Origin of the sequence: Pantoea rodasii (assembly GCF_002095465.1) — a bacterium.
Lineage (GTDB): Bacteria > Pseudomonadota > Gammaproteobacteria > Enterobacterales > Enterobacteriaceae > Pantoea > Pantoea rodasii.
In genome coordinates, this window is record NZ_MLFP01000006.1 from 1 (window position 1) to 15,114 (window position 15,114).

The following is a 15,114-nucleotide window of genomic DNA, read 5'->3' on the forward strand; positions in this document are numbered from 1 at the left end:
ACTTTACGTAACGCCCACCTTTGTTGACTGGACCGCACGTTTTTAGCCACAACCCACCTTCGTCAACATAACCACACGTTTTTAGTCACCGCACTCACCTTCGTTGACTGGAACGCACACTTCTAACCACAACGCCTACTTATGCTGACTGGAAAGCAGGTTAAAGCCACAAAAAAGCCGCGATCCAACGCGGCTTTAATTTAATAGGCAATCAAACGATCAACGCGCTAACCGGTAATACGCCTCATTCCAGCGCAACGCATCTTTGAACGCCGGCAAACGCGTATCCTCATCAATCACCAGCACCTCAATGCCGTTCAGCTCGCCGTACAAATACATATCATCCAAATCCAGCGCCTGACTAAACACCGTATGGTGCGCGCCGCCGGCCAGAATCCAGGCTTCGGAGGCGGTCGCCAGCGATGGCTGCGCACGCCACAGCGCCCTCGCAACCGGCAATTTTGGCAGCGGTTTCGGCTGCTCAATCGCATCCACTACATTCACCAACAGACGGAAACGATCGCCCATATCAATCACGCTGGCATTCACTGCGCGACCTGCTGGTGTTGAGAAAATCATGCGTGCCGGATCGGCTTTGCCACCAATGCCGAGGAACTGCACATCAATCAGCGGCTTCGCCTCTTTGGCGATCGATGGGCACACTTCCAGCATATGCGAACCCAGCACCAAATCGTTGCCCGGTGAGAAGTGATAAGTGTAATCCTCCATAAATGAAGTACCGCCCGCACGATTCCCGGCCTGCACCTTCAAAATATGCAGCAGTGCGGCGGTCTTCCAGTCACCTTCACCGGCAAAACCATAGCCCTGGCCCATCAAACGCTGTACCGCTAAACCCGGCAACTGCGTCATACCGTGCAGAGTCTGGAAGTTGGTGGTAAAGGCTTTACAGCCTCATCATCCAGGAAACGCTTCAGGCCAAGCTCGATGCGCGCCGCATCCAGCACGTTCTGGCGCTTCTCACCATTAACGGCGGCAGCTTCGCTAAACAGATACTGGCTCTCGTACTCATCGACCAGCGCATGCACATCGCCCTCGCTGACGTTGTTCACCACTTCAACCAAATCGCCGACGCCCCAACCGTTGACTGAATAGCCAAACTGAATCTGTGCCGCCACCTTATCGCCTTCGGTCACCGCCACCTCGCGCATATTGTCGCCGAAGCGCGCCACTTTCAGCTGCTGGCTGGCCTGTTTCGCCATCGCAGCATTGATCCAGCGGCTGATACGCTGCTGGCTGGTTTTGTCCTGCCAATGGCCGGTCACCACGTTGTGCTGTAAGCCCATGCGCGCGCCGATAAAGCCGAACTCACGGCCGCCATGAGCGGTCTGGTTCAGGTTCATAAAGTCCATATCCATACTGTCCCACGGAATTTCTGCGTTGAACTGAGTATGGAATTGCAGCAGCGGCTTATTCAGGATGCTTAATCCACCAATCCACATCTTGGCCGGTGAGAAGGTATGTAGCCAGGTAATGATGCCAACACAGCTGTTATCGTGATTGGCCTCGCGGCACAGCGCCAGCGCCTCGTCCGGTGATTTCACCAGCGGCTTCAACACCAGCGGCACCGGCAGCGTGCCCGCCTGATTCAAACCGTCCATCACCTGGCGCGCGTGATGTTCGACCTGGCGCAAGGTTTCCGCTCCGTAGAGATGCTGAGTCCCAATCACAAACCAAACGTTCTGTTCCATTTCTCGCTCCTTTACTTAGCGGATGTGGCGCGGGCGGCATACTGAGGTTCAGCGGCCTGGCACCAGTTTTGATAGCGTTGATAAAGTTGTTGATAGCCCGCCACGCGCAGGCTATTGGGTTGCAAGGTCACGGCAATCGGACTCGCCATCACCTGCTGTGCAGCAGGCACATCGGCATACACGTTGGCGGCGACGGCGGCAAAAATGGCAGCACCCAGCGCGCAGCACTCGTCCGAAGCCACGATATCCAGCGGACGGTTCATCACATCGCAGCACGCCTGCATGATGGCGGGGGACTTACGCGCGATGCCGCCAAGGGTCAGAATGCTCTCCACCGGAATCTGCTGTTTCTCGAAGCACTCCATAATGGCGCGGGCACCAAACGCCGTGGCGGCCACCAGACCACCGAACAAGGCGGGCGCATCAGTGCCGAGATTCAAATCGGTGATCACACCTTTCAGGCGCTGATTGGCATCCGGTGTACGACGGCCGTTGAACCAATCCAGCACCACGGGCAGATGATCAAGTTGGGGATCGGCAGCCCAGGCTTCGGTGAGCGAGCGGATCAAATCCTGCTGCATCTCGGCGAGTTGCGGCTGCAACTCAGGATGGCGCGCCACCGCCTGCTGCAGTGGCCAGCCCAGCAAGCGGCTGAACCAGGCGTAGATATCGCCAAACGCGGATTGACCCGCTTCGCAGCCGATGGCGCCCGGCACCACGCTGCCATCGACCTGGCCGCAAATGCCTTTGATGGCGCGATCGCCCACTTTCTCGCTATCGGCAATCAAGATGTCGCAGGTTGAGGTGCCAATCACTTTCACCAGCGTATAAGGCTGCGCGCCCGCACCGACCGCACCCATATGGCAGTCAAAGGCACCGCCGGACAGAATCACCTGTTCAGACAGCCCCAATCGTTGCGCCCATTCGCTGGAAAGGGTGCCCACCGGCACATCGGCCGTGAAGGTATCGGTAAACAGGGGGGAATCCAGCTGCTCGACCAGCATCGGATCGAGCGCGCGGAAAAAGTCTGCAGGCGGTAAACCTTGCCATTCAGGATGCCACAGCGATTTATGCCCGGCGGCGCAACGTCCACGCCGCAGCTGGGCCGGTGCGGTGCGACCGCTCAGTAGTGCTGGCACCCAATCGCAGAGTTCCACCCAAGACTCTGCCGCATCACGCACCGCTGCATCCTGGCGTGACACGTGCAGAATCTTGGCCCAGAACCACTCCGACGAATACACACCGCCGATGTAACGGGTGTAATCGGTGAAATGACCGTTGCGGCACAGCTGATTAATCTCTTCCGCTTCTTCAATCGCGGTGTGATCTTTCCACAGCACAAACATGGCGTTCGGATTGGTGGCGAACTCCGGGCGCAACGCTAACACGTTGCCATCGCGGTCAATCGGAGCAGGGGTTGAGCCTGTTGAATCGACGCCAATCCCAACCACGGCGGCGCGCTGTTCCGGCGTTAACGCTTGCACCACCGCCACCACCGCCTGCTCCAGCGCATCAATGTAGTCTTGCGGGTGATGGCGAAAACGGTTGGTATGCGCGTCACAGAATTCTCCCTTCGCCCAGCGTGGATAGTTCACCACGGTTTTTCCAGCTCTTTGCCACTGCGGCACTCCACGGCGAGGGCTCGTACCGAGTCACTGCCAAAATCCAGCCCAATTGTTATGGCACCAGCACCCATTGGGATTCTCCTGTGTGAGTTATCTGGCTCTATCCTGGAATGTAGGTGCATCAGCGGTTAGTCACGGCTGGCTGAGAATATGCACTTTTCTGCCATCGCTCAGGTTCTGTGATCGGCAGCAAAAGTTAATGACTGGTTAATTTCGCTGAATATATGGAGGAATTGGTCATCGTTTTGGGATGTGATACCGCTCTACATTTTTCCTCGCTATTCCCGCTACAACTAGCCCAGCGTTTGCACAGCCTTTGTACAACCTTTGAGCTAACGCGCTGATTTTGCGCTGTACCCAAACGTGAAATCCAATTGGTAGCGTTTACACCGATTCGTTATTAACAGCGATAAAACACCATTTTGCCGGAGAGCATCATGCATAAATTCACTAAAGCGCTGGCGGCGGTAGGTCTCGCCGCGGTTATGTCACAATCCGCTATCGCCGAGACCATGAAACTCGGTTTCCTCGTCAAACAACCGGAGGAACCGTGGTTCCAGACCGAATGGAAATTCGCTGATAAGGCCGGCAAAGATCTCGGCTTCGACGTGATCAAAATTGCCGTACCCGACGGCGAGAAAACCCTGAATGCCATCGATAGCCTGGCGGCGAGCGGAGCTAAAGGTTTCGTGATTTGCACCCCGGATCCGAAGCTGGGTTCCGCCATTGTGGCGAAGGCGCGCAGCTATGGCCTGAAAGTGATAGCGGTTGATGACCAGTTTGTCACCGCCAAAGGCAAGCCAATGGACACCGTGCCGCTGGTGATGATGGCCGCGACCAAAATCGGTGAGCGCCAGGGACAGGAACTCTACAAAGAGATGCAGAAGCGCGGCTGGGATGCGAAAGAAACCGGCGTGATGGCGATCACCGCCAATGAGCTGGACACTGCGCGTCGTCGTACCGGCGGTTCCATGGACGCGCTGAAAGCGGCCGGATTCCCGGAAAAACAGATCTATCAGGTGCCGACCAAATCCAATGACATTCCTGGCGCGTTTGATGCCGGCAACTCGCTGCTGGTGCAGCATCCCGAAGTGAAGCATTGGCTGATTGTCGGCATGAATGACAACACGGTACTGGGTGGCGTGCGCGCGACCGAAGGCCAGGGCTTCAAAGCGCCCGACGTGATTGGCATTGGCATTAACGGCGTGGATGCGGTGAGCGAACTGTCGAAAGGTGCGGCCACCGGTTTCTACGGATCGCTGCTGCCAAGCCCGGATGTGCACGGTTATAAGAGCAGCCAGTTGCTCTACAACTGGGTGACCAAAGGAGAAGAACCTCCGAAATTCACCGAAGTCACCGATGTGGTGCTGATTACCCGTGACAACTTCAAAACCGAGTTAGCGAAGAAAAGGGCTGATGTAACCGTCAAGGGTCACCATTAATGGTGACCCTACAAATGATGAGCACGGAATTTATAGGGTGCGCAGTCAATGGTGCCCCCTTCAAATGATCAGCACGGAATTTATAGGGTGCGCAGTCAATGGTGCCCCCTTCAAATGATCAGCACGATATTTGTAGGGTGCGCATTTATGCGCGCCTGAGATCTAACAGGCACTGTCCAGGAGTTTCCATGGAAACTGATCAAGCCTTTCTGTCCTTTCATGGCATCAGTAAAACCTTTCCGGGCGTGAAAGCGCTGCAGGATATCTCATTCCAGTGCCGCGTCGGGGAAGTGCACGCGCTGATGGGCGAAAACGGTGCGGGGAAATCCACGCTGTTAAAGATTCTCAGCGGCAGTTATCAGCCGACTGAAGGTGAAATTCGCATCAAAGGCGAAGTAAAAAACTTCAACAACACCGTCGAGGCGCTGGATGCGGGCGTGGCGATTATCTATCAGGAACTGCATCTGGTGCCGGAGATGAGCGTGGCGGAGAACATTTATCTCGGCCAGCTGCCGCACAAACGCGGGTGGGTGAATCGCAAACTGCTGCGCTATGAAGCGGATCTGCAGCTCAAAAACCTCGGCATGGATATCGATCCCGACATGCCGCTGAAGTATCTGTCGCTGGGTCAGTGGCAGATGGTTGAGATCGCCAAAGCGCTGGCACGCAACGCGCGCATTATCGCCTTTGATGAACCGACCAGTTCACTTTCGGCGCGTGAAATCGAGCATCTGTTCCGCGTCATTCGCCAACTGCGCGATCAGGGCCGTACCGTACTTTACGTGTCGCACCGCATGGAGGAAATCTTTGCCCTGAGCGATGCGATCACCGTGTTTAAAGATGGTCGCTACGTGCGCACTTTCACCGACATGGCCAACACCCATCATGACGATCTGGTACAAGCGATGGTGGGCCGGAACCTCGGAGATATTTACGGCTACGCGCCACGCGCATTGGGTAAAGTGCGTTTGCAACTGGATCAGGTTGAGGCCAAAGGCGTACGCATGCCGATTTCACTCACAGTGCGAGCCGGTGAAATCGTCGGGCTGTTTGGGCTGGTGGGCGCAGGGCGCAGCGAGTTGATGAAGGGGCTGTTTGGTGCCACCAAACTGCGCGGCGGCAGCGTGTCGCTGGATGGCAAAAACTCAACATCCGCCAGCCGATCGATGCGATCCGCGCGGGGATCATGCTGTGTCCGGAAGATCGTAAATCCGAAGGGATTATTCCGGTGCACTCGGTGCGTGACAACATCAACATCAGTGCGCGTCGTCATAATCTCACGGCAGGCTGCCTGATTAATCCCGGCTGGGAAGCGAAAAACGCCGATCTGCATATCCGTTCTTTGAACATCAAAACGCCGGGACCGCAGCAGCTGATCATGAATCTATCCGGTGGTAACCAACAGAAAGCCATTTTGGGCCGTTGGCTGTCGGAAAAGATGAACGTGATTCTGCTGGATGAGCCAACGCGCGGTATTGATGTAGGCGCCAAGCATGAGATCTACAACCTGATTTACCAACTGGCAAACAAAGGGATCGCGGTGCTGTTTGCTTCCAGCGATCTGCCTGAAGTGATGGGATTAGCTGACCGCATTGTGGTGATGCGCGAAGGCGAGATTGCCGGAGAACTGCCCCACGACGCAGCCACGGAGCAGCTGACGCTGAGCCTGGCGATGCCGAAAACCCCTCAAGCGGCCGCCGTGGCCTGATGTTAAGGAGAGCAATAATGGCTTCATCTACCACTTCCAACACGCCACCGGCGCAGCGCAGCGGGCTGCAGCTGGGGCGTATCTGGGACAACTTCGGCATGCTGGTGGTCTTTGCATTGCTGTTTATCGTTTGTGCCATCTTTGTGCCCAACTTCGGCACTTTCATCAATATGAAAGGGCTGGGACTCGCCATGTCGATGTCCGGCATGGTGGCCTGCGGTATGCTGTTCTGCCTCGCCTCGGGCGATTTCGACCTGTCGGTGGCCTCGGTGATCGCCTGCGCCGGGGTAGTGACCGCCGTGGTAATCAACTTGACTGAAAGCCTGTGGATTGGTGTCGCCGCCGGTTTACTGCTCGGTATGGCTACCGGTTTTATCAACGGCTTCGTGATTGCCAGGCTGAAGATCAATGCGTTGATCACCACGCTGGCGACGATGCAGATTGTGCGTGGCCTGGCGTACATCTTCTCGGACGGCAAAGCGGTGGGGATTGAAGATGAGCGTTTCTTCACCCTTGGTTATGCCAACTGGCTCGGCTTACCAGCACCGATCTGGCTCACCATCGCCACCATGATCGTGTTTGGATTTGTACTGAATAAAACCACCTTTGGTCGTAATACGCTGGCGATTGGTGGCAATGAAGAGGCTGCACGCCTGGCCGGTGTGCCGGTGGTGCGAACTCGCATCATTATCTTCATTCTGTCGGGGCTGGTTTCAGCGGCGGCGGGGATTATTTTGGCCTCGCGCATGACCAGCGGCCAGCCGATGACGTCCTTAGGTTACGAGTTGATCGTTATCTCCGCTTGTGTGCTGGGCGGTGTGTCGCTGAAAGGCGGCATCGGTAAAATTTCCTACGTGGTGGCGGGAGTACTGATTCTCGGAACGGTTGAGAATGCGATGAATTTATTGAATATCTCGCCGTTCTCACAGTATGTGGTGCGCGGTTTGATACTGTTAGCGGCGGTGATTTTTGACCGCTACAAACAAAAAAGTAAAACCGCCTGATTTCTCCAGCGCAACCTGCGGGTTGCGCATTTCCATGACGCGAAATGTGAGGGCACTATGTACCACCGTGAACCCCCGAGTGAGCAACAGAACCCCTTGTTGCCGGGCTATCCGTTTAATGCCTGGCTGGTGGCGGGGTTAACGCCAATCAATGCCAACGACCAGCTGGATTTCTTTATTGACCGGCCGCTCGGCATGAAAGGTTACATCCTCAATTTAACCATCAAAGGGCAAGGCCGCATCTTTGATGGTGAGTCAGCGTTTGATTGTGAACCGGGCGATCTGCTGCTGTTCCAGCCTAAAACGGCGCATTACTATGGCCGCTCGCCAGACAGCCCGTACTGGTTTCATCGCTGGGTCTATTTCCGCCCACGCGCTTACTGGACCGACTGGTTACAGTGGCAGGATGAAAGTCAGGGCGTTGGACGTTTGCGATTGCCAGAAGCGCAGCGCGCCGAGTTTGACCGCCTGTTCGCCAGCATTGAGCAGACACACAACTCCGGTCGTCGATTTGCCGAAGAGCTGGCGATGAATCTGCTGGAACGCTTGCTGCTGCGAGCGGTGGAGGAAGATCCGCGTAGCCATCAGCAAATTCGCGACCCGCGCGTGATTGAAGCCTGCCAATACGTCACCAATCATCTGGCGAGTGAAGTGAAAATTGAGGAAGTAGCGCGTCATGTTTGTCTCTCGCCATCCCGTCTGGCCCACCTGTTCCGCGAGCAAATGGGCATCAATCTGCTGCGCTGGCGTGAAGATCAACGTGTCATCCGCGCGAAGTTGCTGTTGCAAACCACGCAGGAGCCAATTGCTTCAGTCGGACGCGAAGTGGGCTACGACGACCAGCTCTATTTCTCACGGGTATTCCGCAAACGCGTTGGCGTCAGCCCCAGTGATTTCCGTCGCCGCAGCCAGGATGCGCATGATGCATTAGTCGCGCAAGAGAGCTGGCAACCGGCACGGAGTGCGATCTCTTGAGTTTTCAGGTGATTCCGCCTTGTTCTTACTGACTGATTCGTCTTAAATCAGTCTGGTAACGAACAAGAGGAATGAGAATGAGCGATAAATTACGTGTCGGCCTAATCGGCTACGGTTTTGCCAGCAAAACCTTCCATGCACCTTTGATCGCCGGAACGCCAGGCGTTGAATTGGCGGTAGTCTCCAGCAGCGATGCCAGCAAAGTGCATGCAGACTGGCCTTCGGTGCAAGTGGTTGCTGATCCCCAGGCACTGCTGGATGACCCGACACTGCAACTGATTGTAATTCCAACCCCAAACGATACCCACTTCCCGCTGGCTAAAGCGGCGCTGAATGCCGGTAAACACGTGGTGGTGGATAAACCGTTCACCGTGACGTTGTCACAAGCACGCGAGCTGGATGCGCTGGCGAAGGCCAAAGGCCTGCTGCTGTCGGTATTCCACAACCGTCGCTGGGACAGTGATTTCCTGACGCTGAAAACCTTGATCGCTGACGGCACGCTAGGCGATGTCCGCTATCTTGAATCCCACTTTGACCGCTTCCGCCCGGAAGTTCGCCAACGCTGGCGCGAAATGAAAGGCCCTGGCAGCGGCATCTGGTTCGATCTCGGACCGCATGTACTGGATCAGGCGTTACAACTGTTTGGCCCACCGGTCGCCATCAATGTCGATATGGCTGAGCTGCGTCCGGGTGCGCAAACTACTGATTACTTCCACGCGGTACTGACCTATCCAACCCGCCGTGTGGTGTTGCATGCGAGCATGCTGGTCGCCGCTGAATCGGCACGCTTTGTGGTGCATGGCACACGCGGCAGCTACGTCAAGTACGGGCTGGATCCGCAGGAAGATCGCCTGAAAGCGGGCGAGCGTCCGCCACAGGAAGATTGGGGCTACGACATGCGCAACGGCACCCTGACGCTGGCCGAAGGCGATGTCATGGTGGAGAAAGAGCTGCTGACGCTGCCGGGTAACTATCCGGCATATTACGCAGCCATTCGTGATGCGATTGCCGGCACGGGTGCTAATCCGGTGCACGCTGAAGAAGCGATTCAGGTGATGGAGCTGATCGAACTCGGCTTACAGTCTGCGGAGAAGCGTCAGACGATGTCGCTGAAGTGACAAACTAAAAGCGCGCGATGAGGGTGATGCCATTTTGCAAGCATCACCCTAAAGTGCGATGTCATTATAAAGGTGCGCAGCGAAGCGCACCTTTTGTTTTGAAGGGATTATCCCGCCACGCGCTGACGTAGCGCGGCTTTCTCTGCGTCGCTGAGGAATGCAATCGTCACACCATTTTCCTGCGCCTGACGCATCTCTTCTGCGGTTAATCCTGCCTGCGGCGCAGCGTGCTCATATTCATGCGCCAGCTCAATACCCTGAACCGCCGGATCATCAGTGTTAATGGTGGCGAGAATGCCATGCTGCAGGAAGGTTTTCAGCGGGTGATTGGCTATCGCTGCCACGGTGCTGGTTTGAATATTGGAGGTCAGGCAGGATTCAACACCAATACGCTGCTCGGCCAGGAAATCCATCAACGCACGGTCTTCAATCGCCTTCACGCCGTGACCAATACGCTCAGCGCCGAGTTCACGAATCGCCTGCCAAATGCTTTCCGGACCGGCAGCTTCACCGGCGTGCACGGTAATCCGGAAACCGGCATCGCGCGCGCGATTGAAGTGGCTGAGGAATTCACTGCCAGGAAAACCGAGTTCATCACCGGCCAGATCTACCGCGGTAATGCCATCGCGGTGTGCCAGCAAACCTTCCAGTTCGCGCAGACACGCCTCTTCACCGAAGGTGCGGCTCATAATGCCGATCAGATTCACATCCACGCCATACTGTTTTACGCCCGCGCGCACACCATCAATCACGGCTTCCACCACACCGGCAATAGGCAGGTTGTGCGTCATCGCCATATAGCCCGGTGAGAAGCGCAGTTCCGCATAGTGAATGCCCGCGCGTGCGGCATCTTCCACGTTTTCCAGCGCAATACGGCGGCAGGCATTCAAATCGCCCAACACTTTCACGCCCCAGTCCAGCTTCTGCAGGAAGCTCACCAGATCCGGTTCATTGGCTGTGACTTGCACGTGCGGACGCAGATCGTCGAGCGAGTTGGCAGGCAGCGCGAGATTAAACTGGCGACCTAGATCAAGAATGGTTTGTGCGCGGATGTTGCCATCAAGGTGGCGGTGGATGTCGGTCAGGGGGAGTTTCAGGTCAATCATGTCGCACTCGCTAAAGTTTCATAAAGTGCAGAGCATTATAAAAACATCTTGCGCAACAGCGCCAGCGATTTGCGCAAGTCGTGAAAGGGATGCTGAATTAATCAGCATCCGAGCGCAGTTAACCCGATTTTAATGCAGCAATCAGTCGGTTTAATCCCTCATCCAGCTTGCTGCGTGGGCAGCCCGCGTTGAGGCGCAAATAACTCCGGCTGGCCTCACCGTAGGTAGAACCCGGCATGATCGCCACCTTGTAGTCATGAATCAGCCGTTGTTGCAATGCCTGTTCATCAATATCCAGCGGAGTGAAGTCAATCCATGCCAGATAAGTGGCGGCAGGCGGTTGCCAGTTGAGTGCGGGAAACGCGGTATTCAACCGTTGCGCGATGTGCTGCATATTCGCCTGCAGATAGTCGCGCAGTGCATCGAGCCAGGCTGCACCTTCACGATAGGCGGCAATGGTCGCCGCGACGGCCATCACCGCCGGTGACGACAAACCATCCTGCTGCTTCAGCGCGTGAAACCAGGCCTGGCGATCGTCCTCGTGCGGAATGATGCCCCACGCACCGGTCAGCGCCGGAATGTTGAAGCTTTTCGATGCCGAGGTAAACAGCGCCCAGGGCGATTGCGCCACCTGGCTCCACGGGGTGTGGTGTTCTGCGCCCAGCACCATATCCATGTGGATCTCATCGCTAATCACCTTCACGCCGTGGCGCGCACAGAGCGCGGCCATCTGCAGCAACTCCTCGTGCTGCCACACTTTGCCTGTCGGATTGTGTGGACTGCACAGCAGCATCACTTTGCACTGGGGGCGCGCCAGTAATCTCTCCAGCTGCGGCATATCGCAGTGCCAGTGGTTACCATTACGCTGTAGCGGCAGTTCCAGCACGCGGCGCTGATTACCGTTGATGGTTTTGTAAAACGCATCGTAGGCGGGCGTATGAATCAATACCTCGTCATTGGGCCGTGTCCAGTGGCGCAGCATCTGCGCCACCATATAGATTACCGACGGGCCGTAAACCAGTGACTGCGCCTCAACGTCTGTAGCAAAACGGCTGTGCATCCAGTGTTGAATTGCTGAGGTAAAGTCGTCGTGCTGCCAGCGGCTGTAGCCAAATACGCCATGATTCACCCGCTGCTGCAGTGCCTCAATAATGCAGGGTGCCGTGGCGAAATCCATATCGGAGATGGTGAAGGGCAATAAGCCCTCCACACCAAAGCGATCCGCCACGAAATCCCACTGCGTGCACCAACTGCCATGACGATCCACAGCATGGTCGAAATCAAACGTCTGCATCATGACACCGTTGCGCTCATCAGGTGTGCCATTTCATCTTTCACCGACTGCACCTGCGGACCGATTACCACTTGCAGACTGGTTTGATTGAGATGCACCACACCAATCGCGCCATTGGCTTTTAACGCGGCATCGTTCACTTTGCTCATGTCCGCAATGGTGAGACGCAGACGCGTCAGGCAGTTATCCAATGAGGTGATGTTGTCCACGCCGCCCAATGCCGCCAGAATCGCCGGGGTGTTGTAACCTGATTTCCCCACGCCCGCGCGGCTGACCTGCTGTTCCACGCTGCTGGTTTCGGCTTCGCGACCCGGCGTTTTAATATTGAAGCGGGTAATCGCTAAACGGAAGATGGCGTAGTAACCCACGAACCACACTGCCGCAATCACCGGCACCCAATACCATTTAGTGGAAAGGCCGTGCAGCACACCGAACACGAAGAAATCGATGACGTTGCCGTCGGTATTACCAATGGTCACGCCAAGAATCGCCATCACGGTGAAGCCTAAACCGGTCAGCAGGGCGTGAATCAAATACAGAACTGGCGCCACGAACAAGAACAGGAATTCAATCGGTTCGGTGGTGCCGCCGACCACGCAGGCCACCACGCCCGAAATCAGCAGTCCTTTAATTTTGTGACGATTTTCAGGGCGTGCACAGTGGTAAATTGCCAGTGCAGCCCCCGGCAGACCACCGAGGAACGCCGGCATCTTGCCCTGAGACAGGAAGCGTGTGGCGCTTTCGGCAAAGCCGTGCGTTTCAGGGCAAGCTAGCTGCGCCTGGAAGATGGTCAAGGCACCGCTGACGCTTTTACCGCAAACGTCGAGGGTACCGCCCGCATCGGTGAAACGAATAATCGCCACCAGAATATGTTGCAGACCAAACGGCAGCAGCAAGCGCTCACCGGTACCAAAGATCATCGGGCCAAATTCACCGGCACTGTTGATCATCCAACCTAAACCGGTAATCGCCCGCGCAAAGAACGGCCAGATCAATGGGACGACTAAGCCCAGCAGGCCCATTACCACGGTGGTCACAATTGGCACAAAGCGCGTGCCACCAAAGAAGGCCAGCGCATCCGGCAGACGAATGTTGTGGAAGCGTTCATGCAGCCAGAACACCACCACGCCAACGATCACCGCACCGAGAATACCGGTGTCGATGGATTGAATGCCGAGGATGTTTTGTACGTTATTCGCTTTCAGCACCGCCGCATCGGTGGTGGGAAGAATGCCATTAATGTTGAGCCAGAAATTGACACTCAGGTTCAGCACTGCGTAGCCAACAAAACCGGCAAAAGCGGCGACGCCTTTGTTCTCTCGCGCCATGCCCAGTGGAATCGCAATCGCGAACATCACCGGCAGATAGCTGAAGGCAAATGAACCTAACTTAGCCATCCAGATGAATAATTACTGTAGGAGAAAGGAATTTATAAAACAGAAGGTTACGTTCAGGCGGTTTTACTGTGGGGCATCTGTGGGGCATTTCTTGAAAATTCAGCGTTCAATACCGCCATCTGATCCAGGTTGTTCTCCGTCATCCATTTGCCATAGACGGTGTAAAGCATCTGTGCAGAAGAGTGGCCCATCTGGTTAGCTACAAAGTTCGGGTTTACTCCGGCACTCAATGCCCAGCATGCAAACGTGTGGCGCGTTTCGTAGGCTTTGCGGTGTCGGACTCCAGCCCGGCGCAGAATTGTTCGCCATGCTGCACCAAGTGAACCGTTCGTGTAGTAATCCTCTGACCTTCCATTCGTTGCGGTAAGGTGCGGCGCAAATATGAACGTGCACAGGTCAATGCGCGTTTCACCATTCTGCCTTAGATGTACCTTGATTTCGTTCTGCTTCCCCATTCTGGTTAAAGGCATCTGTCGCTTCAGGGCTTCAATAGCGGGAACTGACAGCTGAACTGTCCTGATACCCGATTCTGTCTTTGGTGGCGTGAAGTGATTGGCAAGGGCCTCGCCGCGCACTATCTTGGCCGTCCAGTTCACAGTGTCGATATCTTCCCAGGCTAAAGCATATATCTCACCGTGTCGCATACCGGTATTCACGGCAAAGATAATCATGTTCAGCATCTGGTCAGAAGGGCACATGTCTAATACGCGCTCATATTCTTCACGTGTGAGCGGATCAGGATTTGGCTTTTCTTTCTTAAGTGGTGAGACCCCATCAAGCGGGTTTTGACTCATGTAACCATTCCGCACTGCAAACGAGAACATACCCTTCATGCAGGCGATATATCCATTCACTGTTGTTGCCTTTCTTCCCTCCAATGGCCGGTGGTCTCTTCCCCTGGGTCGCTGAAACCCATTCAAAAGCATCTTTCTCGCCTGAAGCATATCTTCCTGTGTAATGCTGTTCGCATACCTTTGCTCATCAAGAACCTCAAACACCGATCTGATATATGAGTGGTAGTGGATGCGCGCCGTTTTAGTCAATTCAAGTTCCTTCAGCGACATCCACTTATGAGCTAGCAGTGACAATGTCACGGGTTGTCTCTTACCTCCAAACTTTTCCACATTTGCCGAATTAGGGAACTGTTTGCTGTAATCAAAGTTCCCCGTCTTGATCGCATAACACACTGAGGTGCGTAACTCCCCGGCCATCTTCCTGTTCTTGGGTGTATCCGGCACGCCAAGACTCTCCCTTACTCTCTTACCCTGGTATATGAACCAGATACGCAGAGACCCTCCGTGGTTCTCTACGCCGGTTGGATAACTTGCCATTCGCTTTCCCCGGTTGTTGATGGAGCTGACATTTAAGCAGAAATCTTCCTGCGGATCGCCGGGCGCTGCTTCTCAATCCAGTGATTTATTTCTGGCAGGCAGTACATAATGGTGCTGTTTTCTTTAGGTGCCAGGTCAGGCGAGACATGCTTATATTCCCGGCCCTCCATCCATGTTGAGCGGCGTGCGTGCTGGATCATGTGTTTGGTCATGCCGGTTACTGTGGTGAGAACGGACTCGGACACCCATTTATTGGGTGTCAGTTGAATAAGGTTTTCCATTGGCTCTCCGGATGTTGGTAAATGGCTACAAATGGGTAGCGGGTGGAATGTGGCTGCATTTCAAAATTTATTGTTTAGGCGGCCAAAGCCACGCCAGCAGCAGGGCAATAAAAAGGGCCAGGTT

At 55.3% G+C, this 15,114-nt stretch carries 8 protein-coding genes and 4 pseudogenes; 5 read left to right on the plus strand and 7 right to left on the minus strand.

Annotated features, from left to right (window positions below; translation table 11 throughout):
* Positions 1-219 precede the first annotated feature (219 nt).
* Positions 220-1,709 (minus strand): annotated as a pseudogene (gene araA / locus HA45_RS10180) (L-arabinose isomerase).
* Between the two features lie 11 nt (positions 1,710-1,720).
* A pseudogene (locus HA45_RS10185) lies at positions 1,721-3,405 on the minus strand (ribulokinase).
* A gap of 366 nt (positions 3,406-3,771) precedes the next feature.
* Between HA45_RS10185 and HA45_RS10190 the strand changes: the two are divergent.
* The 5 genes and pseudogenes from HA45_RS10190 (at position 3,772) to HA45_RS10210 (ending at position 9,581) form a co-directional block, all read left to right on the plus strand.
* Positions 3,772-4,776 (plus strand): arabinose ABC transporter substrate-binding protein, encoded by a 1,005-nt coding sequence (locus tag HA45_RS10190; protein ID WP_128598922.1) that lies wholly within the window; start codon positions 3,772-3,774, stop codon positions 4,774-4,776.
* A gap of 188 nt (positions 4,777-4,964) precedes the next feature.
* Positions 4,965-6,484, plus strand: a pseudogene (gene araG / locus HA45_RS10195) (L-arabinose ABC transporter ATP-binding protein AraG).
* Positions 6,485-6,501: 17 nt separating this feature from the next.
* The gene (araH, locus tag HA45_RS10200) at positions 6,502-7,488 is read left to right on the plus strand and encodes an L-arabinose ABC transporter permease AraH (protein ID WP_100699943.1); all 987 of its coding nucleotides are present in this window, start codon (positions 6,502-6,504) and stop codon (positions 7,486-7,488) included.
* Between the two features lie 57 nt (positions 7,489-7,545).
* The gene (araC, locus tag HA45_RS10205; RefSeq protein WP_100699944.1) at positions 7,546-8,463 is read left to right on the plus strand and encodes an arabinose operon transcriptional regulator AraC; all 918 of its coding nucleotides are present in this window, start codon (positions 7,546-7,548) and stop codon (positions 8,461-8,463) included.
* A 77-nt stretch (positions 8,464-8,540) separates the two neighbouring features.
* Positions 8,541-9,581: an oxidoreductase gene (locus HA45_RS10210; protein WP_100699945.1), complete on the plus strand. Its 1,041-nt coding sequence runs from the start codon at positions 8,541-8,543 to the stop codon at positions 9,579-9,581.
* A 107-nt stretch (positions 9,582-9,688) separates the two neighbouring features.
* Here the strand turns inward: HA45_RS10210 and add are convergent, their stop codons facing one another.
* The 5 genes and pseudogenes from add to HA45_RS10235 all read right to left on the minus strand — a co-directional run bounded on the left by add (position 9,689) and on the right by HA45_RS10235 (position 14,990).
* Positions 9,689-10,687: an adenosine deaminase gene (gene add / locus HA45_RS10215; RefSeq protein ID WP_100699946.1), complete on the minus strand. Its 999-nt coding sequence runs from the start codon at positions 10,685-10,687 to the stop codon at positions 9,689-9,691.
* Positions 10,688-10,805: 118 nt separating this feature from the next.
* A complete protein-coding gene (locus HA45_RS10220; RefSeq protein WP_100699947.1) occupies positions 10,806-11,984 on the minus strand; it encodes a MalY/PatB family protein in 1,179 nt (392 codons plus the stop codon).
* Positions 11,981-13,390: pseudogene (malX, locus tag HA45_RS10225) on the minus strand (maltose/glucose-specific PTS transporter subunit IIBC); the annotation flags it as partial. The pseudogene malX and the gene HA45_RS10220, both read right to left, overlap by 4 nt.
* A gap of 41 nt (positions 13,391-13,431) precedes the next feature.
* The gene (locus HA45_RS10230; protein ID WP_100699948.1) at positions 13,432-14,709 is read right to left on the minus strand and encodes a site-specific integrase; all 1,278 of its coding nucleotides are present in this window, start codon (positions 14,707-14,709) and stop codon (positions 13,432-13,434) included.
* A 32-nt stretch (positions 14,710-14,741) separates the two neighbouring features.
* A complete protein-coding gene (locus tag HA45_RS10235) occupies positions 14,742-14,990 on the minus strand; it encodes an excisionase family protein (protein WP_039330994.1) in 249 nt (82 codons plus the stop codon).
* Between the last annotated feature and the right edge of the window lie 124 nt (positions 14,991-15,114).